We start from the raw sequence: 26,387 nt of genomic DNA on the forward strand, positions 1-26,387 counted from the left end.
GTTCAGTGCGTCGTGCCGGTTATGGGGGCGGGGCGCGCGCCGTTCAAGACGTGTCGCTTTTGCGGGCCAGCGGGTGATGCGCCAGGACAAGGGCGCGAAGCCGCTCGTCGAGGACATGGGTATAGATCTCAGTCGTGGACACGTCGGCATGGCCGAGGAGCGTCTGGATCGACCGCAAGTCCGCTCCGCCCGCCAAGAGATGCGTCGCGAAGGCGTGGCGCAAGGTATGCGGAGTGACCTTGCCCGGATCGATCCCGGCTGCGACGGCCAGCTCCTTGATCAGCATGTAGAAGCGGTGGCGCGTCAGGTGGCCGAGCCTGCCGCGTGAGGGAAACAGGAACCGGCTGGCGTTGGCGCCCCTTTCGCGCGCGGAGGCTTCGGCCGCATCGCGATGCGTCAGCCATGCCGCCAGCGCCTCGCGGGCCGGCGGCGACAACGGCACCATGCGTTCCTTGCCGCCCTTGCCGCGGATCAGCAGCATCCGCGGATCGCCTCGGGCTGCGGCCACCGGCAGCGAGACCAACTCGCTGACGCGCATGCCCGTGGCGTAGAGCAGTTGCACCAGGCAGACGTTGCGCAGCGCCTCGCGCGGCGTGGCCCCGGCAGCGTCCAGCAGCCGGTCCACCTCCTCATGGGTGAGGGTTTTTGGCAGCCGCCGCGCGCGGCCCGGTCCGCGTATCTGCAGGGCGGGATTGTCGGCACGCCAGCCTTCTTCATAGGCAAAACGGAACAGCTGCCGGATCGCCGACAGCCGCCGGGCCCGGGTCGAGGCCGCAAGCCCGGCGGCCTCGCACCGCACCAGATAGGCCGAGATCTCAGATTCCGAGGCGCTTTCGATGTCCAACCCTGCGCGGTCCAGCCAGCCCGCGAAATCCTTCAGGTCCCGCGCATAGGCCAGCTGGGTGTTGGCCGCGGCGTCCTGCTCGGCGGCCTGCGCCTCCAGAAAGGTGGATATCCAACGCGCCGCGTCCGTCATCCGCGGCGCTCCAGCAGCATGAGTTGCAGCGCGCTCTGCCTGGCGACGGAGTGCAGCCCGACCGCGCGCAACAGCACCAGCGCGCGCGTCACATCGCCGATATCGCCCCGCGCGCCGTCGGTGATGAGGTCGATGGCCGCGAGGATCGCCTCGCCGATCCGCCCCTCGCGCAGCAGCCGCGTCCGGGCGGGGTCCAGCGCGGTCTCGGCGAACCCGTCCTTCAGCGCAGCGCCAAGTGGGCTCGGCGCCGTCATGTCGCCGGGAGCGCCAAGCGCCAGCGCGATCAGGAATTCCTCCTTGGCTGAGGCGGGTGCGCGCGCTTTGGCAACGGTTTCGTATTCGTCGCCGAGCAGTCCGATCGCGAAGGCCAGGGCGCCCGCCTCGCCGTCGATATTCAGCCGCGCAAGCCGCGCGCCGTAAAGCCGGGCGAAGGGTACCTCCAACTCAGCCGCGACCATCGCGGCCCAGACCGGCGATAGTGTTTCGGCCACGGCCTCGCGCTTGCCTGCCAGAATAGCGACGTCGAAGGCTTGCAGCGCGCCGACCCGGTCCCAGAGGCCGCCAGAGGCGGCAGGCTTGCGCTCGGTCCAGATGCCGAGCAGCCGATTGGGGGGCAGGGCGCCGGTACGCGCCAGCCGTTCGGCCGCCTCGATGCGTGCCCTCCAGCCGGCGGTCGAACGCAGGTCGGCGTAGGCGAAGGCGAGCGGCATGGTGGTCGTGCGCAGCGGCTCGCCGATCGCCTCACGCATGCGGAAGACCAACGGCGAAGGGCGCGACGGCGGCGGGAGGGAGGGTGTGGTCTCGGCCAACTCTGCGTCGAGGAATCGGGCGAGCAGCGCGTCCTCTTCCTGGGTGACGAAACCCAATGCGCGTGCGGTTTCCAGCGTCAGCGCCGCGGCGTTCCAGTCGCCCCCGCGGGCAAGGCAGAAGACACGCGCCGGGAAGGTCGGTGCGATGCCCGGGGCGGCGCGCATCGCGGCGCAGGCCCTGTCCTCCTGGCCCGTCAGAAGCGAGATGTCGAACCAGCGTCGGAAAAGCGCAGGATCGGTGGGGCCGGCGCGCTCCACCAGCGCCTGGGCCTCCTCCAGCGCGCCGAGATCGAGCAGCTTGTCCAGCCGCGCCAGCAACAGCGCGCCGTCGCCATTGCTGCCCGCGGGCGCGTCGAACTCGGCCAGTAGCAGCGTCAGCATCAGTTCCTGTATCGCGGGCAGCGTGTCTACCCGCTCGGCGCGGATCGCGCGGGCGATGGCGCCGGGGGCGCCGGGGCCCCACAGATCGCGCGGCAGGCCCGCGACCGCGGCAGGAAGCAGCCCGACGGCATCCGGTTCGACGCGGCCGAGCGGCGCGACCGAGATCGGCTCGGTTTCGGGGGCTGGACTCAACGCGGGCGGGGCGGGGCGCACCGATGGCGCGGTGACGGAGTCCGACAGCCAGTCGATGGCCGAGAGCGGGCGTTCCGCCCGAGCCTCCGCGGCGAGCGCCGCCGCGAGTCCCGCAACGGCAAGCGATGTCCTCCTAATCGACATCGAGGGTGAGGCTCTGGGTCACGTCGGCCTGGTCGGGGCTCAGATCGCCGAGGTAGGCGAATCCGACGAGCCCGACGAAACCGATGATCAGGAGGAAAACCAAGACCTTGAGAAGTCGAAACATGCTGCCCTGCCCTTGTCTGTCAACCTGCGCGTTGCCGGCTTTTCACCGATTATAACTGGCATTCCCGGCGAGTTCACGCCATTGAGGGGCGAAAATCTGCAGTTTGGCGGGAGGTCGCCCAGTGGGGGCACGGCTGAAGAAAACCGTCGCCCTCGTTGGGCTGATGGGGGCGGGCAAGACGGCGGTGGGGACCGCCCTGGCACGAAAGCTGGGTGTGCCGTTCCGCGACTCGGACGCAGAGATCGTGAAGGCCGCAAACATGTCCATTGCCGAGATCTTCGAGCGCGACGGCGAGACCTTTTTCCGAGTGAAGGAGGCGCAGGTCATCGCCCGGCTGCTGGACGCCTCGCCGGGCATCCTGTCAACGGGCGGGGGTGCGTTCCTCTCGCCCGCAAACCGCACCGCGATCACCAGGAAGGGTGTTTCGGTCTGGCTCGACGCCGATCTGGCGCTCTTGTGGTCCCGCGTCAAACACAAGAACACCCGTCCGCTGCTGCGGACCCCGGACCCCTACGGCACGCTTCGCGAACTCTATCACACGCGCAAGACGTTCTATGCGCGGGCCGATCTGGCGGTGCGCGCCGATCCGGGCTATTCGATAGACGAGATGGCCGACCGCGTGTTCGACGCGCTTCGCACCCGGCCCGACGTTCTGGAGATGACGTGAGCGAGACGATCAATACCGTGCATGTCGCCCTGCCGGGGCGCGACTACGACATCCGCATCGGCGCGGGGTTGCTGGCGCGGGCCGGCACCGAGATCGCGCCGCTCCTGGATCGCCCGCGGGTGGCGGTCCTTACCGACGAGACGGTGGCCGGCCTCCATCTTGATGCGTTCCGGGCGGGACTGGCCGCCGACGGCATAGAGGCGGTAGCGCTCGCATTGCCACCGGGCGAGGCGACCAAGGGGTGGAGCCAGTTCTCGCGCGCGGTGGAATGGCTGCTGGAGCAGAAGATCGAGCGTCGCGATGTGGTGGTAGCGCTCGGCGGCGGGGTGGTCGGCGATCTGGCCGGTTTCGCCGCTGCGGTATTGCGCCGTGGGGTGCGCTTGGTGCAGGTGCCCACCACGCTGCTCGCGCAGGTCGACAGTTCGGTCGGAGGCAAGACCGGAATCAACTCCCCGCACGGCAAGAATTTGATCGGCGCGTTTCATCAGCCCAGCCGCGTGCTGGCCGATATCGGTGTGCTGGAAACGCTGGAAACCCGCGATTTCCTCGCCGGTTACGGCGAAGTCGTGAAATACGGCCTCCTAGGCGACGCGGCATTCTTCGCGTGGCTCGAGACCAACGGCCCGGCGCTGGCTTCCGGCGACCGGTCGGCGCGGGCCCAGGCCGTCAAACGGTCCTGCGAGATGAAAGCGGGAATCGTGGAACGGGACGAGACCGAGCAGGGGGAGCGGGCTCTGCTCAACCTCGGTCACACCTTCTGCCATGCGCTGGAGGCCGCGACCGGCTATTCCGACCGGCTGCTCCATGGCGAGGGTGTCGCAATCGGCTGCGCATTGGCCTTCGAGCTTTCGGCGCGGCTGGGGCTCTGCGCGCAGGAAGAGCCATCGCGCGTGCGGGCGCATCTCGCGGCGATGGATATGAAACGCAACCTTGCCGACATCCCCGGTGCGTTGCCCGACGCGGACGGGCTGATCTCGTTGATGGGGCAGGACAAAAAGGTGCAGGACGGGCGGCTGCGTTTCGTGCTGGCCCGCGGCATCGGCGACGCCTTCGTGACCTCGGATGTCGAGACGGACGCGCTGCGCGCAGTGCTGACGGAGGCGCTGGACAGGCGCTGATCGGGCCTCGCGCGGCGCGGGCATGCCCGGATTTCGGGCAAATGCCGCTGTGACCGGCGCGACGCATTGCGTGCCCCCTTGCGGAGCGCCGCATCCCTTTCCATGATCGCAGCCGGGCTTGGGAGACCTCACAGCACATGAGCGATGTCACGGCACGGCCAGCGCGGGGCAGGGGCGAGGCGGCGCAGGGCTACCTGCTGGTTGCACCACCCTTCCTCTATGCACTGCTGCTGCTCGCCTTCCCGCTCGGCGCGATCCTCGTCTTCAGCTTCTGGACGCAGGATTACCTGACGCTCGACCGGACCTTCACGCTGAACAACTACCGCGAGGCACTGACCGAGCCGCTTTACGGCGAACTCCTACTGCGCTCGCTCATGGTCTCGGGCGCGGTCACCGTGGCGACCGTCGTCGCCGCCTTTCCCATCGCGTATTACGTGTCGTTCCACTTCGCTCCGCCGCGGAAGGCGATGTGGCTGTTTCTCATCACCATCCCGTTCTGGACGTCGTATCTGATCCGGGTGTTCCTGTGGAAGGTGATCCTGGGCTTCAACGGCGTCGTCAACACCACGCTGCAGGGAGTCGGACTCATCGACGAACCGCTGACCTTCATCCTCTACAACGTCAACGCGGTCGTCATCACTCTGGCCCATGCCTTTGCGCCCTTCGCGATCCTGCCGATCTTCGTCGCGCTGGAGAAGATCGACCGGTCGCTCCTCGAGGCCAGCCGCGACCTTGGCGAGACCCGGGCGACAACGTTCCTGCGAGTGACGTTGCCGCTGGCCATGCCGGGTGTGATCGCCGCTGTCCTGATCGTCTTCATCCCGACGGTGGGCGACTACGTCACGCCCCGGCTCGTCGGTGGGCCGGATGGCCTGATGATCGCCAACATGATCCAGACCCAGTTCCTGAAACTCAACAACGCGCCGATGGGCGCCGCGCTGGCAGTGCTGGCAATGGGCATGGTGACGGCGGTCGCGCTGGTCTTCGTCTTCCTCAACCGGCGTTTCCTGAGGGGGCGGGGATGACGCTACGCCTTTATGCCATCCTTTACCTCGCCTTCCTCTACGCGCCGATCGCACTTCTGCCGATCTTCGCCTTCAACGACGGCACCGTGATCGCCTTCCCGCTGCGCGGCTTCACCTTCGAATGGTTCCGGCAACTGACCGAGATCCCGGCGCTACACGCCGCGGTGCTGAACAGCCTGGTGATCGCGGTCTCCTCGGCGGTGATCGCGACGCTTCTGGGCATCTGCGCGGCGCGAGCGGCCACGCGCTTTTCCTTTCCCGGCAAGCGGGGCATCCTGGGGCTGGTCATGCTGCCGCTGGTCCTGCCCGAGATCATCGTAGCGGTGTCGCTTTTGGTGGTGCTGCTGCAGCTGGGACTTGGCCTCGGCGCGTGGACGGTGATCCTGGGCCACGTCCTGATCTGCGTGCCATTCTCCATCGCCATCCTGAACTCCGCCTTCCAGAGCCTCGACCGCTCGCTGGAAGAGGCGGCGATCGACCTGGGCGAGACGCGGTGGTCGAGCTTTCGCCTTGTCACCCTGCCGCTGGTGATGCCGGGGATCATCTCGTCGTTGCTGATTTCCTTCACCATCTCGCTTGACGAGTTCATCATAGCCTTTTTCCTGACCGGCACCGAGCCGACGCTGCCGGTCTATCTCTGGAGCCAACTCCGCTTCCCGCAAAAGATACCAGTGGTCATGGCGCTGGGGACGCTACTTGTGCTGGCCTCGGTGCTGCTCTTGACCATCGCCGAATACGCGCGTCGCCGCGGCGTGGCGCGGACCGGGCAGAAAGATTCCGGAGGGTTCCTGTGAGAGACACGCGCGCCGAAGCCACGCCGATCATCACGCTCGACAAGGTCGGGAAATATTACGGCGACTTCCATGCGCTGAGGGGCATCAGTGCCGAGATCGGGCAGGGCGAGTTCTTCTCTCTTCTTGGGCCGTCGGGCTGCGGCAAGACCACGCTTCTGCGCTGTATCGCCGGGTTCGAGGACTTGTCCTCGGGGCAGCTGGCGATCGACGGGCGCGACATGGCCGGGGTGCCCGCCAACCGGCGCCCGACAAACATGGTGTTTCAGTCCTACGCGATCTTCCCGCATCTCAGCGTGGCCGAGAACGTGGGTTTCGGCCTGCGCCGTTCGGGGCTGTCGAAGGCGGAGAAGTCGGCCAAGGTGGACGCGGCACTCGGGATGGTGGGGCTCAAGGGCTATGGCGGGCGGGCGGCGCAGGCGCTGTCGGGCGGGCAGCGGCAGCGGGTGGCGCTGGCCCGCGCGCTGATCCTGGAACCCAAGGTGCTGTTGCTCGACGAACCGCTCTCTGCGCTCGACAAGAAGCTCCGCGACCAGATGCAGATGGAGCTTCGGCGGCTCCAGCGGCAGGTCGGGATCACCTTCGTTCTGGTCACCCACGATCAGGAAGAGGCGCTGATCATGTCGGACCGGATCGCGGTGATGTTCGACGGCCAGATCGCCCAGCTAGACACGCCGCAGATTCTCTACCGGCGCCCGGTGAGCCGGCAGGTGGGCGAGTTCATCGGCGTGATGAATTTCCTGCCTGCCCGCGCCACGGTGACCGACGAAAAACATATCGAGGTCGAGGCGGCGGGGTTGGGACGTGCGGTGATCGGGCCCGATCAGTTGCCCGGCGGCTGGCATCCTGGCCAGACCCAGAGCATCGGCATCCGGCCTGAGACGATGTCGATTCTGTTCGAAGGCGAGACGACAGACCGACGCGTCGCCACCGGCATCGTCGAGGATCTCGCCTATTATGGCGACATGACCTATTACGACGTGCGCCTTGACGGGGTGGATATGCCGATGACGATCTCGATGAAGAACCTCGTGGGCCGCCCGGTGCTGGAGCGCGGCACCCAAGCCCGCGTGGCCTGGGATGCGCGGTCTCTCGTGCTGTTCGCCTGAGGGGGGCAGCGCCCCAATCTGACGGCATTGCTGGCTTGGAAGGATTGCGAGGGCAGCAGACCGGCGGGCGGCCGGTCTAAACCCGCACGCCCTTGCGGGCCGCGAGATCGGTGAAGAACTGCCACGCGACCCGGCCAGAGCGGGCGCCGCGGGTGGCCTGCCACTCGATCGCCTCGGCGCGCAGCGTCGTGTCGTCCACCTCCACAGCCCAGGCGTCGCAATAGCCACGGATCATCGCGAGATACTCGTCTTGGCTGCATGGGTGGAAGCCGAGCCAGAGCCCGAAGCGGTCGCTGAGCGAGACCTTCTCTTCGGTCGCTTCGGAGGGCGAGATCGCGGTCGACCGCTCGTTTTCGATCATGTCGCGCGGCATCAGGTGGCGCCGGTTCGAGGTTGCATAGAAAACCACGTTTTCGGGGCGTCCCTCGATGCCGCCATCCAGCACCGCCTTGAGCGACTTGTAGTGCTGATCGTCGTGGGAAAACGACAGGTCGTCGCAGAACAGCACGAACCGCTCAGGCGCGTCGCGCAAGAGGCCCAGGAGCCGCCCGATCGATGGGATGTCCTCGCGCTGCACCTCCACGATCTTGAGGTCATGCCCCTCGGCGACCACAGAGGCATGCACAGCCTTTACGAGGCTGGACTTGCCCATGCCCCGCGCGCCCCAGAGAAGGGCATTGTTAGCAGGCAGCCCGCGCGCGAAGTGCCTGGTGTTCTCCAGGAGCGTGTCGCGCGACCGGTCGATCCCGCGCAACAGCGACAAGTCCACACGGTTGACCTCCGGGACGGGCATAAGCCGGTGAGGCGCGACATGCCAGACGAAGGCATCCGCCGTGCCGAAGTCGGGGGCCAAGGCCGGCGCTGGACTCATCCGCTCCAGCGCCTCGGCGATCCGCGTGAGCACGTCGCTCACGGGCGCGGGTCCTCTCGTTCGTCGAACTCGCGCATCAGCGGGTCGTCCTCGTCGTCGTCCTCGAACCAGAGGCCCTGGTCGCGCAGGTCCTTCTCGCGCTTCCGCTCGACGCGACGGACAAGCAGGATCGAGATCTCGTAAAGCCCGTAGACCACCACGAAGAGGATAACTTGGGTGATGACGTCGGGCGGGGTGACGAGGGCGGCCAGCAACAGGATCGCGACGACCGCGTATTTTCGCACCGTGCCCAAGCCCTCGGCCGAAACGAGCCCGGCCTTGCCCATCAGCGTCAACAGCACCGGCAACTGGAAGCAGAGCCCGAAGGCGAGGACGAATTTCACGGTCAGCGACAGGTATTCCTGCACCGAGCCGTGGAAGGTGATGCCGGCGGTTTCCGAGGCCGTTTCGCCCCCCTCGGCGGCGATGTCGCCGACCTGCTGGAAGCCGAGAAAGAAGTCGAAGGCGAGCGGCGTAACCACGTAATAGGCGAACGCCGCGCCGAGGAAGAACATGAAGGGCGAGGCGATCAGGAAGGGCAGGAAGGCGCCCTTTTCCGAGCGGTAGAGCCCCGGCGCCACGAAGCGCCACATCTGGAAGGCGATGAACGGGAAGGCCAGCGCGAAGCCGCCCAGAAGCGAGATCTGGATCGCGACGAAGAAGCCTTCCTGCAGCTTGATCAGGTAGAGCCCGCAATCCTGCCCGCGCTCGGCCAGCGCGCCGCAGATCGGGTTGGTCAGAAAGTTGAAGATCGGGTTCCAGACGGTGAAGCAGATCACCATCGCCAAGACGAAAGCCGCGAGCGAGTAGATCAGGCGCGAGCGGAGCTCTGCGAGATGTTCGAGCAGCGGCGCGGAACTGTCGTCGATGTCGTCGGTGCTCATGCGTCGCTCTTGGTCTCGGGCGCGGGGCCCTGCGCCTCGGCCTCGGCGGCCGCCTTCTCGGCATCGAGCCGAGCCTGTCCCTTCTCGGCCATCGCCTGGCGGATCTTCTCGGCTTGGGCGCGGCGCTCTTCGGTGAACTCGGCCGTGGCAGGACCGGTTTCAGACCGCTTTGGCTCCCATTTCTCGAACTTGTCGGCCGCCTCGTTGAGCTTGTCGAGCCCCATCTTGCGGGGGTTCGCGGCGTCCTTGAGGTCGTTCGCCATGTCCTTGACGCCGGCTTGGTCGGCAGCATCGTCCATCGCGCGCTGGAACTCGCGGGCCATGTTGCGCGCCTTGGCGGTAAAGCGACCAAGCGTGCGGAACATGCCCGGCAGGTCCTTCGGGCCCACCACGATCAGCGCGACGATGCCGATCAGCAGAAGTTCGGTCCAGCCGAGGTCGAACATGAGCTACGCCGACGGACAGGCGCTACGCCTTGTCCTTTTCCTCTTCGGGGGTCACGTCGCGCGCGCTTTCGAGGCTTTGCTGGGCCTCTTCGGTCTCTTCCTTCACGCCCTTTTTGAAGGCGGTGATGCCCTTGCCGACCTCCCCCATCAGCGACGAGATCTTGCCGCGGCCGAAAAGCACCAGCACCACGACGGCAATGAGCAGGAGGCCGGGAAGGCCGATATTGTTCAGCATGGTCGTCTCCTCCGGACGGGCGCACACCCGCCCCGCTTGGAATTCTGTCTGTCACATCTATTGAGTCTTTCGGGCAGATCAAAGACCCATTCGCGCGGGTTTCCGCGATTATTTGCAGCGCAACCGGGTGGAGAGGGCCTTGCGGGGGCCCGCGCTCTGTTCCACTTCTCGCACCAAGGGCCCGTTCGGGTCCGCGTAACCGAGGAGATTTCGCATGCATACCGAGGACGTGAACGGCAAGGCGCTCGAGCATTGGGACGTGGACGACCTGCAGGAGGGGCTCAAGAAGGGCGAGGTGCTGTTGATCGATGTGCGCACGCCGCAGGAGTTCATGTTCGAGTCGATCCGGGGCGCGCTGCTCTTGCCGATGGCAAACTACGACCCGTCCTACCTGCCGGACGAAACCAACAAGCGGATCGTGTTCCACTGCGGCTCGGGCGTGCGCTCGCGCAAGGTGGCCGAACAGTACCTGGCGGCCGGTCATGACCGGGCGGCGCATCTGGAAGGCGGCTTTGCCGCGTGGAAGACCGCGCACAAGCCGTATATCGGCACCGACATGGCCTCGGGTGCGCCGATCGAGGTGCACAACGGCTGATGCCGCGCCGCGCGTGGTCGGACTTACCGCGCGCGGGCAGCTAGCTGTCGGCCGGGATCAGTCCGAGTCCCCTGAGGTAGATGCCAATGCCGCTTTCCAGAAGATCATCGGCGGCGAACGGCGTGCGGGCGCCGGGCGTGCCGCGGGTGTAAAGCTCCACGACGCCGTGGCTCATCGCCCAGATATGGGCCGAGACCATCGCCACCGGCGGCCGCTTGTCGGGGGCGATATGCTCCGACAGGGCGCGGGCGGCGCGTTCCAGCACCTCGCTCGCGCGCGCGGCGACCGCGGCGAGACCGGGATCGGCGTTCACCGAAAGGCCGGATTCGAACATTGCCATGTAATGGCCGGGATATTTTCGCGCAAAGGCGAGATAGGCCCGGCCTACCGCTTCGAGGCTGGCCAGCGCCGAGGGCTGGCCGGTGGCATAGGCATACTCCATCAGGTCGGCGAACAGCGCGTAGCCCTGGCGCGCGCCTTCCGCGATCAGGTCCTCGCGCCCCTGGAAATGGCGATAAACCGCCGCCGGGGTGACTCCTGCGGCGCGCGCAGCTTCCGTAAGGGTAAAACCCTGCGGGCCTTTCTCCCGGATCAACTCCAGTGCCGCGTCGACCAGCGCCTGTCGCAGATTGCCGTGGTGATAGCCGCGCTTAGACATCCCAAATCTCGGGCCCGCCGCAGATATGGGGGTCCGGGGCGCCGACCACCTCTTGATCCTTGCCCGCGTAGTCAAGGCGGGCCAGCACCTGTCGGATCGCCGCCAGCCTTGCCCGGCGCTTGTCGTCGGAGCGGATGATCGTCCATGGCGCCGGGCCGCTATGGCTGCGCGCGAAGGTCTCGCGGATCGCCGCGGAATAGGCGTCCCAGCGTTTCAGCCCCTCGACGTCGATCCAGGACAGCTTCCACTGTTTTAGAGGGTCACGCTCGCGCTTGAGAAACCGGCGCAATTGCTCGGCACGGCCCACGTTCAGCCAGAGTTTCACAAGGACGATGCCCTCTTCCACCAGCATCTCCTCGAAACCGGGGACCTGAGCGAAGAAGTGCTCGCGCTCGGCGGGGGTGCAGAAATCGAAGACGTGTTCCACAACGCCGCGGTTGTACCAAGAGCGGTCGAAGCACACGATCTCGCCGCCCGAGGGCAGGTGCGGGATGTAGCGTTGGAAATACCATTGCGACTTCTCCCGATCGGACGGGGTGGGCAGGGCGACAACGCGCGCCACGCGCGGGTTCAGATTCTCCCGGAACCGCTTGATCGTGCCGCCCTTTCCCGCGGCGTCACGCCCCTCGAACACGATCGCGAGCCGCTTGCCGGCGGCCTTCACGTCGGCCTGGAGCTTGACCAGTTCCACCTGCAACGCCGCAAGCGCGTCTTTGTAGGCGCTCTTGTCCATGCGGCGGTCGTACGGGTAGCTGTCCGACAGGATGCTCTTTTTTCGGCGCGCACGGATCGCCGCGCGCACGGCTTTTGGGGCCTCGTCCTCGTAGAAACGGGTGATCGCGCCGTCGTACGGCAGGTCGGGCATCGGATGGTCCTCCGGCTTTCGGTCAGTATCGCGATCAGGCTGGCGGGTGCAATCCGGCGCGGGCGGCGGCGCGGCGGATGGCCCAGTCCACGGCCCTTGGCCGGGCATGGTGGACCATGTGGCCGACGCCCCGCAACAGGGTCAGTTGCGCGTTCGGCAGGCGGCGCGACAGCGCGACCGACTGCGCCGCGGGCGGCACGATCCGATCGGCGGTGCCGTGCAGGATCTCGGCCGGCAGATGCAGATCGGGATAGTGGGCCGCCATCGCCGCGAGATGCGGCTTAAGCCGGGTGATCTGCCGGGCATTCTCGCGCAGCGCGTCGGGTAGCAGAGAGAGTTCCACTCCGACATGGTCTGCATAGCCGGGCGGCGGCGCCTGGGGCGCGAAGAAGAACGCGAGCGCCGGATCGATGGCCGCACGCGGGGCCAGCGCCGAGACGAGGGGCACCAGCGTCGCGCCCCCCAGCGCGCTTGCCGCGACCGGGTTCCAGGGGCCGAGGCTGCCGGCCCAGGGCAGGGTGACGCCGGCAAGCGTGACGATGCCGGCCACGCGGGCGGGGTAGAGAATCGCCCACGCCAAGGCGACCGCCGCACCGAAGGAATGACCGACGAGAACGGCCTGTCGCACACCCAGCCGCGCCGCCGCGGCGTCCAACAGACGCGCCTGGTCTGCCGGGCTGTCCCCGCGAGGCGCCAGCGCGTCGGACATTCCCAGGCCGGGGCGGTCGAAGGCGGTGAAGCGAAAGCGGCGCGCAAGCCGCGGGGCGAGGTCGAAGGTGAAGTCTCGCGCATTGACCGAGGCACCGTGTAGCAGGATGACGTCCAGTCCCTGGCCCGCCACCACCGCATGCACGCGGCGCCCTGCCACCTCGACGAACCGCCCCTCGGGCGGGTAGGCTGCCAGAACCTCGTTGCGCCGCGGGGCACAGCCGGCCAGCGACCAGGCCGCGCCGAGGAGCAGCATGCGGCGTCGGGAGGGGCAGAGGCGCCGCTGCTTGCGGCACAGGGGTTCAGTCATGTCCCGACCCGTAGCGCAAGGCGCGGCGCGAGGCGAGACCGCGTCGTCCTAGCGCAGCCCGCCGCGCGCGGCGGCGCGATCAATGGCCGCGACTGTGGCGCGCTCGGCGGCGTGGTGGGGCATGTGGCCGATGCCGCGCAGCGCCGTCAGGCGCGCATTCGGCAGGCGGCGCGCCAGCGGCCGCGAGTGGATGTCGATGCCGACGGTGCGGTCCGCCGTGCCGTGCACGACCTCCACGGGCACGCGCAGGCCCACATAGCGCGCGGACATGTTCACGAGGTGTGGCCGCAAGGTGTTGACCTGCCGGGCGCTGGTGCGCAGGGGGCCGGGCCGCAAGGCAAGCTCGATACCGACATGCTCCATGTAGCCTGGAGGCGGACTTTGCGGGGCGAAGACCGAGCGCAGGGCGCGCTCGGCCCGCTCGCGCGAGGCGAAGGCGGCAATGATCGTGCTGCCGAGCCCCGACGAGGCAACCGTGTAGAACGACTTGAGTTCGCCATCCCATGGCATGGTCGCGCCGGCCAGCGTGACAACCGATGCGACTCGGCCGGGGTGGTTTAGTGCCCAGGCCATGGCCACCGCCGCACCGTAGGAATGGCCGACCACGACCGCGCGCCCGATGCCGAGTTGGCGCGCCGCAGCCTCCAGTTGGGCGGCCTGTTCGGCTGGGCTTTCGCCCCGCCCGTGCAGCGGGTCGGAGAAGCCGAGACCGGGGCGGTCGAAGGCCACGACGCGGTAGCGCGGCGCGAGGCGGCCGCTCAGCGAGAAGGTGAAGTCGCGCAGATTGCCCGAGGCACCGTGCAAGAGGATGACCGGCGGGCCCGCGCCCTCCAATTGGGCATGCACCGTCCGCCCGCGCACCTGCAGCAGCCGGCCGGTGGGAGCATAGGTGGTGTCTCGCGTCGCCTCGGTCTGGGCGTCGCGCGTTGGCGCGCAGGCGGCAAGCGGCGACAGGGCGATCAGGCGGGTGACGGTGCGGCGGGTCGGCATGGGCGCTCCGGGTTGTTCTCCGGAACGATATAGCGGGCGCGGCCGGACGGGCCAGCCGACTGGACGGTCATGCCGCCCCGGCTAGGCCTGCGCGGTCGGCGGCGCGGGCGATTGCGGCGACGGCGGCATCGGGCCGGGCATGGTGCGGCATGTGGCCGTGTCCGTTGAGTTCGGTCAAGTGGACGGAGGAGACGCGCTCGGCCAGGGGCCGGGAGTGCACCTCGACCGGCACGATCTTGTCGGCAGAGCCGTGCACGATCTCGATCGGCATCGCGAGTTCGTCGTAGCGCGCGGCCATCCGCCTGATATGCGGCTTGAGCCCGTTCACCTGACGGGTGTTGGCGCGCAGCGAGGCGGGTCTGAGCGACAGTTCGATGCCGATATGGTCGGCATAGCCTTCCGGTACCGGGTCGGGCTCGAAGATGCGTGCAAGCGTCGTGTGAGCGAGAGCGCGCGGCGCGAAAGCCGAGATCATCGGGATCAGCACCGCCCCGCCCAACTGCGTGGAGGCGAACTCGTACCAAGGGCCGAGGCCGCCCTGCCAAGGAAGCGCCGCCCCGGCAAGCGAGACCAGCGCCGCGGCGCGATCCGGATAATCGAGCGCCCAGGCCAGCGCCACGCTGCCGCCAAAGGAATGGCCCACCAGAACTGCCGGTCCCAGCCCCAGCCGCCCGCAGGCGACCTCGAGGATTGCGGCCTGCTCGAACGGGCTTTCGCCGTCGGAGTGCAGCGGGTCGGAATGCCCCAGGCCCGGCCGGTCGAACGCCGTCACCCGGAAACGGTCGGTCAGCCGGCCCATCAGATCGAAGGTGAAATCCCGCGTGTTGCCCCCGGCCCCGTGCAGCAGGATCACGTCCGGTCCCACACCTTCCTGATGGGCGTGAACGCGGGTGCCGTCCATCTTCAGCACTTCGCCAGTGGGCGGAAAATCCGCGACCATCTCAGGCGACCCCGATCCGGCTACGGTCGAACGGGACCGTCTGGTAGATCTGGTTGATCCAGTTGCCGTAGAGCAGATGCGCATGGCTGCGCCAACGGTTCTTGGGTTCTTTCGTGGGGTCGTCGTCGGGATAGTAGTTCACGGGAACGTTGACCGCGGTGCCATTGGCCACGTCGCGGTCGTATTCTTCCTTCAGCGTTCCGCTGTCGTATTCGAAATGGTTGAAGATATAGAGCGCGCGGCGACCCGGGTCCTCGATGAGGCAGGGGCCGACCTCGTCGCTGCCCAGAAGCGTCACGAGGCCCGGCGCCGCGTCGATCTCATCCTGACGCATCTCGGTCCAGCGGCTGACGGGGATCACGAAATCGTCCGAGAAACCGCGCAGGTACGGCGAGGCTGGCGCGAGGTTGCGATGCCGGAAGCAGCCGAACGCCTTTTGCGCCAGCATGTGCTTACACACGCCGTGAAAATGGTAGATCATCGCCATCCCGCCCCAGCAGACTCCGAAGGTGGAGTGCACGTGGGTCTGTGTCCACTCCACCACCCGCAGCATCTCGTCCCAGTAGGTAACCTCAGGGAATGGGAGATGCTCGATCGGGGCGCCGGTGATGATGAAGCCGTCGAATTTCTCGCCCGACGCCTCCACCTCGGCAAAAGGGCGGTAGAACGCCTCCATGTGCTCGGCGGTAGTGTTGCGGGTTCTGTGCTCGGTCATCCGTACCAGGTGCAGTTCGATCTGCAGGGGCGTCGCGCCGATGAGGCGCGCGAACTGCGTTTCGGTCTGGATTTTCTTGGGCATCAGGTTCAGAAGCCCGATGCGCAAGGGGCGGATGTCCTGCCGGGCGGCCGCCTCTTCGCCCATCACCATCACGCCCTCGCGCGTCAGCACGTCGAAAGCGGGCAGGGTTGTGGGGATCTTGATGGGCATGGGCGCACTCCGCAGAACGGCCTTGACAGATAGGCGAGATGCCGGCGGGCCTCAAGTCCCGGTCACGCCGCGGTTGACAGCACCCGGCCACGCGCCGTTCCATTGGGAGCGGTGCGCAGTCTTGGCGCGCCGTTGGCGGGAGCATTGAAATGCGCCTTTTGGTCGTTGCACTGGCCGGGTGGTCGGTCACCCTTTCGGCTCCCGCCGCGGCACAGGAGGGGCCCGAATGGGACCTTCAGCGTTGCATATGGCGGTGCCTATCGGCATTCGGGCCGAACACCAACCCAGCCTACCATGCCTGTGTCGACGAACGCTGTGCAGGAGAGCCGGCTGCGGCGGCGGGATCTACGCCGGCATCCGCATGGACGGCCGGCCGTGTCAACGACGGCAGCGGTGCGTATGCGGGGGTCACCAGCGCCGACACCGGGCACGCCTTCTATTTCGCCTGTGGCCCCGGCGGCCGCAGTCTCGTTGTTCTGAACGGGCCCGAGGGGCCGCCGGCGACCCTGCAGTTGGTGATCGATGGGCGCGCCCACGCGCTGTTCTTCCACGGCAACGATCTCCAGCATGTGGCCGAGCTGCCGCCCGGGTCGGAGATTCTGGCCGAGCTCGCGCAGGGCACGTCGCTCGAGATCCTGAAAGAGGGCGGCGGCAGTCTCGGCCGATTCTCGCTCGTCGAGGCTGGTGCTGCGATCAGCCGCGCGCAGGCGCTTTGTCGATAGCCGCGGCAATCACGTCGATGAAATCGGCTTCGTCGCGCAGTGCCGCCATGTCCGGGGCGGTGACTTTCACTCCCCAGTTCCGGGCCATTGCGGCGTAGCGCGGCTGGCGGTGGGCAAGAGCCCGTGCATAGGTCCAGCGAACAAAGGCATCCGGGTCAACATCGTCTTCTTGCAAGTTGTTTTCGAGAAGATATTGGTCCCAGGCCCCCCGGAGGAAATCGGGCTGGTAATACATCGGCTTGGGCGCCCGGTCGAAGCGGCGGACCAGTTCCTCGGTGTGCGCCTCGGTGCCCTCGATCCAGACCAGCAACAGGTTTCGCGACAGAGTGGTCAGGACACGGTCGCCGGGATCGTCGGGGTCTACAACCTCGCATATCGAGCCGCCGGAGTCGCAGACAAAGTTGCGATAGACGTACAGATCCTCAGCGCGCTCGATAAAGCGGGGCGTGTCCAGAAGTGCGCTGATCTCGGCCTCCCGGTGTTGCTTCTGCCGGCGCATGTACTCGTCGAAGGGCAGGCCGCCATTTTCCGGCGCGCCGGGCTTGCCGAGATAGGTCGACAGGGGCGCGAGGTTGTCGAAGGTGATGTTCGACTGGATGTAGACGCTGTCGGTCAAAAGAAGCTCGCGCAGCAGCGGCACCTTCATCGCCTCGCGCTTGAAGTTGTCGGCGATCAACTCTCCCATATAGCGGGTGCCGATACGGTAGTCGATCGAGTAGTGGAACCAGCCCCCCGCCTCGCGCAACATGGTCGAGACATGCGTCTTGCCCAGCCCCGACATGCCGAACAAGAGCACGCGCCGCGCCGCGGCTTGCCGCCACTGCTGTGCGTTGTCGTAGATCATCTTGCCCGTCCCCCCAGCGTCGCGCGTTTTGGTAGCGGGCGGTTGGAAAGGGGTCAAACGAAACCGCCCGAACCGCGGGGGGCGGGCGGTCGCAGGGGCGGATCAGAAGTTATAGGCGATCCGGATGCCGAAGCCCCAGCCATGGTTGCCGGCGAAATCGCCACCGATGCCGCGCGTCGTTGCATCGCCAATATCGACGTAGCGCACGCCGCCGGTCAGTCTCGCCTTGCCGTAGGTGTAGGTTGCCGCAAGCCCGAGCGAGGTGAAACCGTCGGTCGGGCCGAGGTTGCCGGTGATGTTGCCGTTGCTTTCCTCGTAGCCCAGCAGCACAGCGCCCGACCAGCTGTCGTTGAACTTTCGGCCCACGCCAAGATTGTACGTGATGCGGTCGTCCTCGTAATCGACGAGGGCATTGCCGTAGACGTTGCGATACGCGTCCGGGTCGATGGTGAACTCGGTCCAGTTCACCCAGCGCACCGAGCCGAAGAGAAGCGTATCGGCCGCAATCCCGGTCTGGAATTCCAGGTTGATCGATTCCGGGATCTCGGTTTCGAAGGTGCTGTTGACGATCGCGCCGGCAGTCGTCGAGGCGCTTTCGGCCGCGTCGAAATCGTGGGTGATTGCCGAGTTGTAGGTCAGCGCCACGCGCGCCGCGATCTCCGGCCGTTCCCACGCGATGCCCAGGACGTAGCCGACATCCGTCTCGGTGGAGGTTTCGAGCGTGTAGGGGATCGGACTAAGCGCCGGGAACGGCAGGTCGACTTCGCCGGATGTACGCATCACGCGCACGCCGCCGATCAGGCTGACATTGTTGTCGAACCGGTAGCGCAGGAAGCCTGTGATCGCATTGCTGTCGAGGCTCGCCGTGGTGCCCGCGACCGGATAACCGGTGCCGGTCTTGTAGTCGATATCGGCCCCGATCGGCTGGTCGAACACGATCGCGAGGTCGAGCCTGTCGGTCAGCGCCTGCTTGTAGCCCAGCGTGACGTTGGTGAAGCTGTCCAGCATGTTGCCCGAGCCCAGCGGCCCCACATTGCCCGAGACGTCCGGATCGAAATGGCTGAAGCTGAGTTCCGCATAGTTGCCCTTCTCGAACAGGATGCCGACCGATTGTGTCGACCGTTCGACCCCGCCGGCCATGGCGCCGCCTGCAAAAAGGGCCATGGCCACACTCCCTGTCACCAGGTGCTTCATCTGTCCTCCCCTCGGATTGTCACCGGTTGAGTGACGCTAATGTGATGACTTCGCGGCGGTCAATTGCAAACGCCGCGTCACCGCTGTGCGCGCGCGCTTTGTCCGTAGACGTGTTTCCGCGGTCTCACCTCCATCCTGAGGTTGAGAAGATTCGCGACCAGGATCAGCGCGGCACCGAGGAAGACGGCGGGGTCCAGCGGCTCGGCGTAGAGGATCATGCCGACGATGGCGATGACCGGCAGGCGCAGGAAGTCGAGCGGCATGACTAGAACTGCCGGGGCCAGCATCAGCGCGCTGGTCAGGCAGTAATGCGCCGCGAGCCCGGCAAAGCCGATCACCGCGAGCGGCGCCCAGGCCGCGGGCGAGGGCCGCGCGATCTCGCCGTCAAACCCGGCGCAGATCAAACCGAGCGCGGCCTGCATCACCGTCAGCCAAAAGAGGATCGAAACGATGGATTGCGTGGCCGTCAGCCGCTTGGTGAAGATCGCCGAGCCGGCAAAGCCGATGGCGGCCCCCAGCGCGGCCAGCGCGCCGGGCTCCACCGCCGTGGGGTCGGGGCGTGCGACAATCAGGATGCCGACAAAGCCGGTCAACGCGGCCAGCGCCCGGCTGCGCGTCAGCCGTTCGCCCAGCAGGAGCGGCGCCAGCACCGCGACCCAGAGGGGTGATGTGAATTCCAGTGCGAACACCTGCGCCAGCGGGATCAGCCCGATCGCGAGGAACCACAGGTTCTGCCCGGTGAAGTGGCTGACGTTGCGGATGACGTGCAGGTGCATCTGGCGGGTCGAGACCTCGGTCAGCCGCCCGGCCAGCCCCGCGACGCTCACCACCAGCGCCACCCCGATCAGCGAGCGGTAGAGCATGAGTTCGAACGTGTCGAGCTCGACCGTGACCATGCGTCCCGCGACCGCCATCGCGGAAAACGAGGCGATCGCCCCGGTCATCCAGAGCGCGGCCTTCAGGACGTTCGGTCCGTTCATGAGTCCTCCCCTCGCGCGCCCGAGGCTGCCCGTAGGCGCGCCGGCACGCAACGCCGTCCGGCACCGCAGCGGAGACGGCGGCCGGGCCACTTCGGCCTCAGCGCACCGGGCGGTGGCCCGTCACTCCCACTCGATGGTGCCGGGCGGTTTCGAGGTGATGTCGTAGGTCACCCGGTTGATGCCCTTGACCTCGTTGATGATCCGGGTCGCGGTCTCGCCCAGGAACTCGTGGCTGAACGGGTAGTAATCGGCGGTCATCCCGTCCACGCTCGTCACCGCCCGCAGCGCGCAGGCATAGTCGTAGGTACGCCCGTCGCCCATCACGCCCACCGTCCTGACCGGCAGGATCGCGACGAAAGCCTGCCAGATCTCGTCGTAGAGCCCGTGGCGGCGGATCTGGTCGATATAGATCGCGTCGGCCTGCCGGAGGATCGCGAGCTTGTCGCGGGTGATCTCGCCGGGGCAGCGGATCGCGAGGCCGGGGCCGGGGAACGGGTGGCGGCCGATGAAGCTGCCGGGCAGGCCCAGCTCGTGGCCGAGGGCGCGGACCTCGTCCTTGAAGAGCTCTCGCAGGGGTTCGACAAGTTTCAGGCCCATCTTCTCGGGCAGCCCGCCCACGTTGTGGTGGCTCTTGATCGTGACCGAGGGGCCGCCGGAGAAGCTGACGGATTCTATGACGTCGGGGTAAAGCGTGCCTTGGGCCAGGAACTCGGCCCCGCCCACCTCGGCGGCGTGCTTCTGGAACACGTCGATGAACAGCCGCCCGATGGTCTTGCGCTTGATCTCGGGGTCGGTGACGCCCTCCAGCTCGGTCAGGAAAAGTTCGGACTCGTCGGCATGGATCAGCGGGATGTTGTAGTGGTCGCGGAACATCGAGACCACCTCTTCGGCCTCGTTATGGCGCAGAAGCCCCTGATCGACGAAGACACACGTGAGCTGGTCGCCGATCGCCTCGTGGATCAACACCGCGGCGACCGAGGAATCGACGCCGCCCGACAGCCCGCAGATCACCTTCGCATCGCCGACCTGCGCGCGGATCTTCTCGATCGCTTCCTCGCGATAGGCGCCCATCGTCCAGTCGCCGGTGAAACCCGCCATCCGCACGAAATTTTCGTAGAGCGTCCTTCCATTCGGGGTGTGATGCACCTCGGGGTGGAACTGCACCGCATAGAAGTGTCGCGACCGGTCCGCGGTGATCGCGAAGGGGGCGCCGGGCGAGGTGCCCAGAACCTCGAAGCCGGGTGCGATTTCAGCGACATGGTCGCCATGGCTCATCCAGACCTGCTCGCGCCCCTCGATGAACCAGCCCAAGAGGACGTCGTCGTTCTTGTCGGTCTGTTCGACATAGGCGCGGCCGAACTCTGCCGAGCCCTGCTTGGCCTCGACCCGGCCGCCGAGGTCCTGCATCATGACCTGCTGCCCGTAACAGATGCCCAGGATCGGCACGCCCAACTCGTAGACCGTTTGCGGCGGGCGCGGGCTGCCCTCGCGGGTGACGCTGTCGGGTCCGCCCGAGAAGATCACCGCCCTCGGCGCGAAGTCGGCGAGGAACGCGTCGGTGACGTTCTGGTAGGGGTGGATCTCACAATAGACGTTCAACTCGCGCAGGCGTCGCGCGATGAGTTGCGTCACCTGGGAGCCGAAATCGATGATGAGCAGGCGGTCATGCTGGGTCATGGGCGACTGATAGGGCCGGGCGCGCCCAGGCGCAAGCCCGCGGCCTGTCGGGGTCGGATGTCGCTCACGGCGAAGGAAGGGGCGGAATCCGGCCGCAAGCCCGCCGGGGCTTGGCGGTAGATACGGGAACGAACGGGGCGCTTGGCGAGGAGACGGCTATGGGCGAGGCAGAGGCACGCGTGGGACGCAGGGCACGGGGCGGCGGCGGCGCGGCCCGGCGGGCGGCCCGCACCGCCCTGTCGGTTGAGAGCGCGCGCTATATCGAGCGCAACATCCCCGATTTCGAGCTTCTTAACGCCGAGGCGCTGGAGATCATCGAGCATAACGCCGAGCGCGTGCTGGAGGAGATCGGTGTCAGTTTCGTCGAGAACCCGGGCGCGCTGGAGCGCTGGCGCGAGGCCGGCGCGGATGTGCAGGGCGAACGCGTGCGCATCCCTCGAGGGCTTGCCCGTCAGCTTTGCGCCAGCGCGCCCGCGCAATTCACCCAGCTTGCGCGCAACCCCGAGCGCAGCGTGGTGATCGGCGGCAGAAATCTCGTTCTTGCACCGGTTTACGGTCCACCCTTCGTGCGCGATCTCGACGGCGGGCGGCGCTACGCCACGATGGAGGATTTCCGCCGCTTCGTGCGCCTGGGCTACATGTCGAAATGGTTGCACCATTCCGGCGGCACGGTTTGCGAGCCCACGGACGTTGCCGTGAACAAGCGCCATCTGGACATGCTGTTGGCGCATATGACGCTCTCTGACAAACCGTTCATGGGATCGGTGACGGAGCTTTCGCGCGCGCGCGACTCTGTCGAGATGTGCGAAATCCTTTTCGGCAAGGACGTCGTGGCCGACCAAACCGTGCTGACTTCGCTGGTCAACATCAACTCGCCACTGACGTTCGACGCCACGATGATGGGCGCGCTCGAGGTCTATGCCGCGGCGAAACAGGCCTGCATCGTCTCGCCCTTCATCGTGGGCGGGGCGATGGCGCCGGTCTCGGTTGCGGGAACGCTGACGCAGGTTCTGGCGGAAGTGATGGCCGGAGTGGCCTATGCGCAACTGATCCGCCCCGGCGCACCGGTGATCTTCGGTGCCTTCGTGACCTCGATCGACATGAACTCCGGCGCGCCGACATTCGGCACGCCCGAGGCCAGCCAGATTCTTTACGGTGCCGGGCAGTTGGCGCGGCGTCTTAACCTGCCGTTCCGGTCGGGCGGGGCGCTCTGCGGTTCCAAGCTGCCGGATGCACAGGCGGCCTATGAAACGGCCAATACTCTGAATGCCGCGCTTCTGGGCGGGGTCAATTTCATGCTGCACGCCTGCGGCTGGCTCGAGGGCGGTCTAGTGGCTAGCGTCGAGAAATTCGTGATGGATGCCGACCAACTGGGAGCCCTGCACAAGATGGCGCGGGGTGTCGCCGTCGACGACGAGGCGCAGGCCATGGGGGCGCTGCAGGAGGTGGGGCCGGGCGGCCACTATCTGGGGTGCGCACATACGCAGGCGCATTTCAAGGATGCGTTCTGGCGCTCGGACCTTCTCGACTACAAGCCGTTCGAAACATGGGACGAGGAGGGCGGCCGCGACACGTCAACTCTCGCCGCGGATCGGGCGAAAAAGCTGCTCGCCGATTACCAGGCCCCCGCCATGGACGACGGCGTGCGCGAGGAACTGGAGGCGTACGTCTCCCGGCGCAAGCACGAGATGCCCGACGCGTTCGTCTGACGCGCGGGGCGCGTCTCAGGCGGCGTGGCGACAGGGCGCAGGCCGACTCGGCGCGGGCTCGGGCGTGTGCATCGCGGTCAGACTCCGCGCCTCGGCCATCAGCGCGATCAGGATTTCGATGTGCCGGGCGTAGGAATAACCGGCATCGCCGTTGCGCCGGCGCGCGTCCTGGCGCTCTTCCAGATCAATCAGCTTGTCGATCAGCCCACGCGGCGATTTCGGGCGGGCACCCGGCAGCAGCCGCGCGAGGTCACGCTCGCGGCGGTAGTCGGCCAGCCCGAAGCGGGCGGCGCGTACAAGAAGGCGCGGACGGCGCAGGCGGGCGAGCTCTTCGGGAAACTGGGTCATGGTGACACCTCCGGGATTTCGTGTGGCATCACCATTGCACAACCTAAGCGGGTGTTGCGCTTCTGTGGATAAGTGCGTACGGAGCTTTCTCGAATCTTTATCTTTTGGAAACAATACTCAACGTTGGGTTCTTTGTTAACCGAAACGTAACCATATCAACCTTGGATTGCAAGCGGCACAGGTTTTCCACAGACCGTCCGGGTGCGAGCCAAACCAGTAGGATCGACAAGGAGCATGTCGCGATGGACACCGTGACGCCTTCCAGAACCGCGCCGTCCTGGCTGCCACAGGCGGCGCGTCTTTATCTGGCACATACCGAAGAGGGATGCTCGCTGCGCGCGCTCGCGCGTCGCGAAGGCTGCCACCCCTCGACCGTTCTGCGCCAGGTACGCCGCGTCGAGACGCGGCGCGACGATCCACTGGTCGACGACGCGTTGGCCCGCCTTGGCGCGGCGGCGCGCACCTGCACACCGCGAAAGGAGACCCCGCAGATGACAGCGATGACGCGACCGGCAAGCGCTGCAGCGGACAACGGCACACTGACGCGCGAGGCGCGGCGGATCCTGCGCAGGATGAACGAGCCCGGCACGTTTCTCGCCGTCGCGCGCGACATGGAAAAGGCCGCGGTTCTTCGCGAGTCGGAAGAGGGGCAGACGACGCGGGTCGCCGTCGTCGACCGTGCCGTGGCCGAAGCATTCGCCCTGAAGGACTGGATCACTTGCAAGGCCCGTGGCCGGGTCACCATCTACCGGATCAGCCAAGCCGGGCGCGCCGCGCTCAAGCGCCTTGGCGCCGAACGGGATTCTGCCCGTTCCGCCGAGCAGTCGGGCTTCGCCGAGGACCAGTCCGCCTTCGCCGCGCAACATGGCGACTGGGAGGCCGGGCGCACCGAAAAGGCCGAACGCGTGCGCTACAACCGCGCGGAATCCCCGCTGGCGATTCTGGGGCGGCGCCGCGACAAGGACGGCCGTCCCTTCCTGTCTGCCGATCTCGTCGCGGCGGGCGAACGCTTGCGCGAGGATTTCGAGGTCGCACAGATGGGTCCGCGCGTGGCGCAGAACTGGGAACGCTTTCTCACAGGCGCCGAGCGCGGTGCATTCCAGCCGGGAAGCGGCCCCGGCGATGGCCCGTCCGGCGCGCGCAACCGCGTTGCCTCGGCGCTGCGCGATCTTGGCCCCGGCCTCGGCGACGTCGTTCTGCGCTGCTGCTGCTTTCTGGAGGGCATGGAACAGGTGGAGCAACGGATGGGTTGGTCGGCACGCTCGGGCAAGATCGTCCTCCGCATCGCACTGCAGCGGCTCAAACTTCACTACGAACGGCTCGGTGACGGCGCCGGGATGATCGGCTAGCCGCCGACCGCTGCACCGACCACGAACGCAACCACCGCACAGACCCCGCCGACGACCACCGTCTCCCCGACGGAACGCAGCAGGCCGAGCCCCGTCGCGTTCCATCGCAGAAGTCCCAGCCCCACAAGGGCGGAGATCGTCGCGGCGGCCGACAGTGCCAGGGTGGTACCGTCCGCGGGCCGCAGGAAGTAGGGCACCAGCGGAACCACGCCGAAGGCCACGAAGGCGACAAAGGTGAAGAGACCGTTGATCGCCGGGCTGTCCTCGTCGGGGTGGCCGAGCCCGTTTTCATAGCGCATCAGCATCTCCGCCATCATCGGCGGGGTCCGCGCGAGTATCGCGGCCGCGGCTTCGGCATCAGTGGAGGATAGGCCGCGCGCCCGGAGGTGCCGGTCAAGCCGCGTCCGCGCGTCCTCAGGCGCGCGCCGGATGGTTTCCAGCGCGCGGCGCTTCTGGGCGCCGTAGAGATCGCGCTGTGCCCGCCCCGACAGGAACTCGCCCAGACCCATCGAGACGGCATCGGCAAAGAGGTTGGCGAGACCGAAGACCAGCACGGCAACCGCGCCGATTCCGGCCACGCCCTCGGCCCGGGCGCCGGCAAAACCCGCGACGATTGCGAACGTCGTGACGATTCCGTCATTGCCGCCGTAGACGATCTGCTTGAGGAATTCCTGGGTCCGGCCCAGGCGGTCCGGCGGGGCGGGCTGCAGCGGGACTGTGCTCATGTGCGCTCCTCGCTTTCCGCGTGCAGAATAGCGTGCCGCGTGCGCCCCGCCAACGGCGGCGCACGAGTTTCCCGTTACCGGGCTTCGAGGTAGGCCAACCAGTATTTTAACCTATTTTTTTACGAAGTCGGGATGCTCGGCTTTGCAATGCCCTCCTTGGTGAAGTTCGGGAAACGATGCCCCGATTTCGCCCTAGATACGCGCGCACCTTTGGATGGCGTCCACATATGCTGGCCACCGTCTGAGGGCAGAAGCCGGGTCCTCGCCGATCCAGACACTTATTATCGAACAAGTGGGACCCAGAGGACCATGTCACTGCGCCTCAAGATCATTCTGTCCATCGCGGCTTCGGTCGCGCTTTCTGCCGCTCTCATTCTCGTGCCGATGCTGTTCAGCGCAAAGGGCCTGATCGAAGAGGGAACCCATCGCGAACTCGATATGGTCAAGCTGCGGTTCGAGACCGCGCTGGAGGACCGGTTCCACAACGCAACGGCGATGGCCACCCTGATCGCTGAGATGCCGGACGTGCCGTGGCCGGGGGCGACCGCGCCGCGCTCGACGCGCGAGACTAGAGCGTGTCGCCGGCTTTCGGATTCAGGATTCCCAGATTGGCCGTGATGTGATTCCGTCTCTTTGAGGCAGATATGGGGGTCATAGATGGGCAAACCACATCCGATAGAGCTACGCGAGCGTGTCGTCGCGTTTGTGGACGAAGGTCATGGGCATCGCGAAGCGGCACGGCACTTCCGGGTATCGCCGAAGTTCGTGAACGAGCTGATCAAACTGCGTCGCGAGACCGGATCACTCAAGCCCCGGCCCCAAGGCAATGGCGGCGGGCACGGCAAGCTTGCGGGCGTGACCGGCTGGATCGAAGCCCGCGTCGCCGCCAAGGGCGAGATCACGCTCGATGAATTGGCCGTTGAGCTGGCCGAAACCCATGGCATCGAGGTCCATCGCGGCACGATCTGGCGGGTGCTGCGCGGGCTTGGTCTGACGCACGAAAAAAGACCTGCAGGCGCTTGAGCAGAAGCGCA

30 protein-coding genes are annotated in these 26,387 nt (G+C 66.9%); 11 read left to right on the top strand and 19 right to left on the bottom strand.

Translation table 11 applies throughout. From position 1 onward, the window contains the following. Positions 1-43: 43 nt before the first annotated feature. The 3 genes from BUR28_RS03450 to BUR28_RS20685 are packed head-to-tail and all read right to left on the bottom strand — an operon-like array spanning position 44 to position 2,626. Positions 44-976 (bottom strand): site-specific tyrosine recombinase XerD, encoded by a 933-nt coding sequence (locus BUR28_RS03450; RefSeq protein ID WP_074218851.1) that lies wholly within the window; start codon positions 974-976, stop codon positions 44-46. Beyond that, positions 973-2,502: a hypothetical protein gene (locus BUR28_RS03455; protein ID WP_074218852.1), complete on the bottom strand. Its 1,530-nt coding sequence runs from the start codon at positions 2,500-2,502 to the stop codon at positions 973-975. The genes BUR28_RS03450 and BUR28_RS03455 overlap by 4 nt, the downstream gene beginning before the upstream one ends. Beyond that, positions 2,492-2,626, bottom strand: coding sequence for a hypothetical protein (locus tag BUR28_RS20685; RefSeq protein ID WP_256370868.1), 135 nt, complete (start codon positions 2,624-2,626; stop codon positions 2,492-2,494). Before BUR28_RS20685 ends, BUR28_RS03455 begins: the two co-directional genes overlap by 11 nt. 121 nt (positions 2,627-2,747) lie before the next feature. On the opposite strand from BUR28_RS20685, the gene BUR28_RS03460 reads away from it, so the two are divergent. The 5 genes from BUR28_RS03460 to BUR28_RS03480 all read left to right on the top strand — a co-directional run bounded on the left by BUR28_RS03460 (position 2,748) and on the right by BUR28_RS03480 (position 7,336). Beyond that, entirely contained in the window at positions 2,748-3,293 is a 546-nt protein-coding gene (locus tag BUR28_RS03460; protein ID WP_256370869.1) for a shikimate kinase, read from the top strand. Further along, the gene (aroB, locus tag BUR28_RS03465; RefSeq protein WP_074218854.1) at positions 3,290-4,411 is read left to right on the top strand and encodes a 3-dehydroquinate synthase; all 1,122 of its coding nucleotides are present in this window, start codon (positions 3,290-3,292) and stop codon (positions 4,409-4,411) included. The genes BUR28_RS03460 and aroB overlap by 4 nt, the downstream gene beginning before the upstream one ends. A 137-nt stretch (positions 4,412-4,548) precedes the next feature. Further along, the gene (locus BUR28_RS03470) at positions 4,549-5,436 is read left to right on the top strand and encodes an ABC transporter permease (RefSeq protein ID WP_074218855.1); all 888 of its coding nucleotides are present in this window, start codon (positions 4,549-4,551) and stop codon (positions 5,434-5,436) included. Further along, complete coding sequence (locus BUR28_RS03475) at positions 5,433-6,230, top strand: ABC transporter permease (protein ID WP_074218856.1); 798 nt, start codon at positions 5,433-5,435, stop codon at positions 6,228-6,230. Before BUR28_RS03470 ends, BUR28_RS03475 begins: the two co-directional genes overlap by 4 nt. Beyond that, positions 6,227-7,336 carry an ABC transporter ATP-binding protein gene (locus BUR28_RS03480; protein WP_254813677.1) on the top strand — a complete coding sequence of 370 codons (1,110 nt, stop codon included), beginning with the start codon at positions 6,227-6,229 and terminating at the stop codon, positions 7,334-7,336. The genes BUR28_RS03475 and BUR28_RS03480 overlap by 4 nt, the downstream gene beginning before the upstream one ends. 76 nt (positions 7,337-7,412) lie before the next feature. Here the strand turns inward: BUR28_RS03480 and BUR28_RS03485 are convergent, their stop codons facing one another. From BUR28_RS03485 to tatA, 4 genes are read right to left on the bottom strand one after another with little or no spacing between them, the layout of a single operon-like run. Next, the gene (locus tag BUR28_RS03485) at positions 7,413-8,249 is read right to left on the bottom strand and encodes an ATP-binding protein (protein ID WP_074218857.1); all 837 of its coding nucleotides are present in this window, start codon (positions 8,247-8,249) and stop codon (positions 7,413-7,415) included. After that, positions 8,246-9,130 (bottom strand): twin-arginine translocase subunit TatC, encoded by an 885-nt coding sequence (tatC, locus tag BUR28_RS03490; RefSeq protein WP_074218858.1) that lies wholly within the window; start codon positions 9,128-9,130, stop codon positions 8,246-8,248. The genes BUR28_RS03485 and tatC overlap by 4 nt, the downstream gene beginning before the upstream one ends. Beyond that, the gene (tatB, locus tag BUR28_RS03495) at positions 9,127-9,576 is read right to left on the bottom strand and encodes a Sec-independent protein translocase protein TatB (RefSeq protein WP_074218859.1); all 450 of its coding nucleotides are present in this window, start codon (positions 9,574-9,576) and stop codon (positions 9,127-9,129) included. The genes tatC and tatB overlap by 4 nt, the downstream gene beginning before the upstream one ends. A gap of 22 nt (positions 9,577-9,598) precedes the next feature. Beyond that, on the bottom strand, positions 9,599-9,811 hold the full coding sequence (gene tatA / locus BUR28_RS03500; protein ID WP_074218860.1) for a twin-arginine translocase TatA/TatE family subunit: 213 nt from the start codon (positions 9,809-9,811) through the stop codon (positions 9,599-9,601). A gap of 214 nt (positions 9,812-10,025) precedes the next feature. Between tatA and BUR28_RS03505 the strand changes: the two genes are divergently transcribed. Beyond that, positions 10,026-10,406 (top strand): rhodanese-like domain-containing protein, encoded by a 381-nt coding sequence (locus BUR28_RS03505; RefSeq protein ID WP_074218861.1) that lies wholly within the window; start codon positions 10,026-10,028, stop codon positions 10,404-10,406. Between the two features lie 40 nt (positions 10,407-10,446). On the opposite strand, the gene BUR28_RS03510 is transcribed toward BUR28_RS03505, so the two are convergent. The 6 genes from BUR28_RS03510 to metA all read right to left on the bottom strand — a co-directional run bounded on the left by BUR28_RS03510 (position 10,447) and on the right by metA (position 15,805). After that, positions 10,447-11,064, bottom strand: coding sequence for a TetR/AcrR family transcriptional regulator (locus tag BUR28_RS03510; protein WP_074218862.1), 618 nt, complete (start codon positions 11,062-11,064; stop codon positions 10,447-10,449). Next, complete coding sequence (gene ppk2 / locus BUR28_RS03515) at positions 11,057-11,929, bottom strand: polyphosphate kinase 2 (protein WP_074218863.1); 873 nt, start codon at positions 11,927-11,929, stop codon at positions 11,057-11,059. The genes BUR28_RS03510 and ppk2 overlap by 8 nt, the downstream gene beginning before the upstream one ends. A 34-nt stretch (positions 11,930-11,963) precedes the next feature. Further along, the gene (locus BUR28_RS03520; protein WP_254813678.1) at positions 11,964-12,947 is read right to left on the bottom strand and encodes an alpha/beta fold hydrolase; all 984 of its coding nucleotides are present in this window, start codon (positions 12,945-12,947) and stop codon (positions 11,964-11,966) included. Positions 12,948-12,995: 48 nt separating this feature from the next. After that, on the bottom strand, positions 12,996-13,937 hold the full coding sequence (locus BUR28_RS03525) for an alpha/beta fold hydrolase (protein WP_074218865.1): 942 nt from the start codon (positions 13,935-13,937) through the stop codon (positions 12,996-12,998). Positions 13,938-14,004: 67 nt separating this feature from the next. After that, complete coding sequence (locus BUR28_RS03530) at positions 14,005-14,877, bottom strand: alpha/beta fold hydrolase (protein ID WP_074218866.1); 873 nt, start codon at positions 14,875-14,877, stop codon at positions 14,005-14,007. 1 nt (position 14,878) lies between these two features. Beyond that, positions 14,879-15,805 (bottom strand): homoserine O-succinyltransferase, encoded by a 927-nt coding sequence (metA, locus tag BUR28_RS03535; protein WP_074218867.1) that lies wholly within the window; start codon positions 15,803-15,805, stop codon positions 14,879-14,881. 149 nt (positions 15,806-15,954) lie between these two features. On the opposite strand from metA, the gene BUR28_RS03540 reads away from it, so the two are divergent. Further along, positions 15,955-16,527 (top strand): hypothetical protein, encoded by a 573-nt coding sequence (locus BUR28_RS03540; RefSeq protein WP_074218868.1) that lies wholly within the window; start codon positions 15,955-15,957, stop codon positions 16,525-16,527. Here the strand turns inward: BUR28_RS03540 and BUR28_RS03545 are convergent. The 4 genes from BUR28_RS03545 to guaA all read right to left on the bottom strand — a co-directional run bounded on the left by BUR28_RS03545 (position 16,499) and on the right by guaA (position 21,222). Then, positions 16,499-17,371: an ATPase gene (locus BUR28_RS03545; protein ID WP_074218869.1), complete on the bottom strand. Its 873-nt coding sequence runs from the start codon at positions 17,369-17,371 to the stop codon at positions 16,499-16,501. The two genes, BUR28_RS03540 and BUR28_RS03545, sit on opposite strands and share 29 nt — an antisense overlap. A 102-nt stretch (positions 17,372-17,473) precedes the next feature. Beyond that, positions 17,474-18,535 (bottom strand): outer membrane protein transport protein, encoded by a 1,062-nt coding sequence (locus BUR28_RS03550; RefSeq protein WP_254813679.1) that lies wholly within the window; start codon positions 18,533-18,535, stop codon positions 17,474-17,476. Positions 18,536-18,642: 107 nt separating this feature from the next. Beyond that, positions 18,643-19,545: a DMT family transporter gene (locus BUR28_RS03555; protein ID WP_074218871.1), complete on the bottom strand. Its 903-nt coding sequence runs from the start codon at positions 19,543-19,545 to the stop codon at positions 18,643-18,645. 120 nt (positions 19,546-19,665) lie between these two features. After that, the gene (guaA, locus tag BUR28_RS03560; RefSeq protein ID WP_074218872.1) at positions 19,666-21,222 is read right to left on the bottom strand and encodes a glutamine-hydrolyzing GMP synthase; all 1,557 of its coding nucleotides are present in this window, start codon (positions 21,220-21,222) and stop codon (positions 19,666-19,668) included. A 158-nt stretch (positions 21,223-21,380) separates the two neighbouring features. Between guaA and BUR28_RS03565 the strand changes: the two genes are divergently transcribed. Further along, the gene (locus BUR28_RS03565; RefSeq protein ID WP_074218873.1) at positions 21,381-22,931 is read left to right on the top strand and encodes a trimethylamine methyltransferase family protein; all 1,551 of its coding nucleotides are present in this window, start codon (positions 21,381-21,383) and stop codon (positions 22,929-22,931) included. A 15-nt stretch (positions 22,932-22,946) separates the two neighbouring features. Here the strand turns inward: BUR28_RS03565 and BUR28_RS03570 are convergent, their stop codons facing one another. Next, entirely contained in the window at positions 22,947-23,279 is a 333-nt protein-coding gene (locus BUR28_RS03570) for a DUF6477 family protein (RefSeq protein WP_074218874.1), read from the bottom strand. Between the two features lie 242 nt (positions 23,280-23,521). On the opposite strand from BUR28_RS03570, the gene BUR28_RS03575 reads away from it, so the two are divergent. Next, positions 23,522-24,628, top strand: coding sequence for a DUF6456 domain-containing protein (locus BUR28_RS03575; protein ID WP_074218875.1), 1,107 nt, complete (start codon positions 23,522-23,524; stop codon positions 24,626-24,628). Here the strand turns inward: BUR28_RS03575 and BUR28_RS03580 are convergent. Further along, positions 24,625-25,353 (bottom strand): VIT1/CCC1 transporter family protein, encoded by a 729-nt coding sequence (locus tag BUR28_RS03580; RefSeq protein ID WP_074218876.1) that lies wholly within the window; start codon positions 25,351-25,353, stop codon positions 24,625-24,627. The two genes, BUR28_RS03575 and BUR28_RS03580, sit on opposite strands and share 4 nt — an antisense overlap. A gap of 309 nt (positions 25,354-25,662) precedes the next feature. Here BUR28_RS03580 and BUR28_RS03585 point away from each other — a divergent pair, with 309 nt between their 5' ends. Together BUR28_RS03585 and BUR28_RS20310 are read left to right on the top strand one after the other, a co-directional pair. Next, positions 25,663-25,971 carry a hypothetical protein gene (locus BUR28_RS03585; protein WP_074218877.1) on the top strand — a complete coding sequence of 103 codons (309 nt, stop codon included), beginning with the start codon at positions 25,663-25,665 and terminating at the stop codon, positions 25,969-25,971. 39 nt (positions 25,972-26,010) lie between these two features. After that, positions 26,011-26,376 carry a helix-turn-helix domain-containing protein gene (locus BUR28_RS20310; RefSeq protein ID WP_074218878.1) on the top strand — a complete coding sequence of 122 codons (366 nt, stop codon included), beginning with the start codon at positions 26,011-26,013 and terminating at the stop codon, positions 26,374-26,376. The last annotated feature ends 11 nt before the right edge of the window (positions 26,377-26,387 follow it).

This window comes from Rhodovulum sp. ES.010 (genome assembly GCF_900142935.1).
In the GTDB taxonomy this organism is placed as follows: Bacteria; Pseudomonadota; Alphaproteobacteria; order Rhodobacterales; family Rhodobacteraceae; genus Rhodovulum.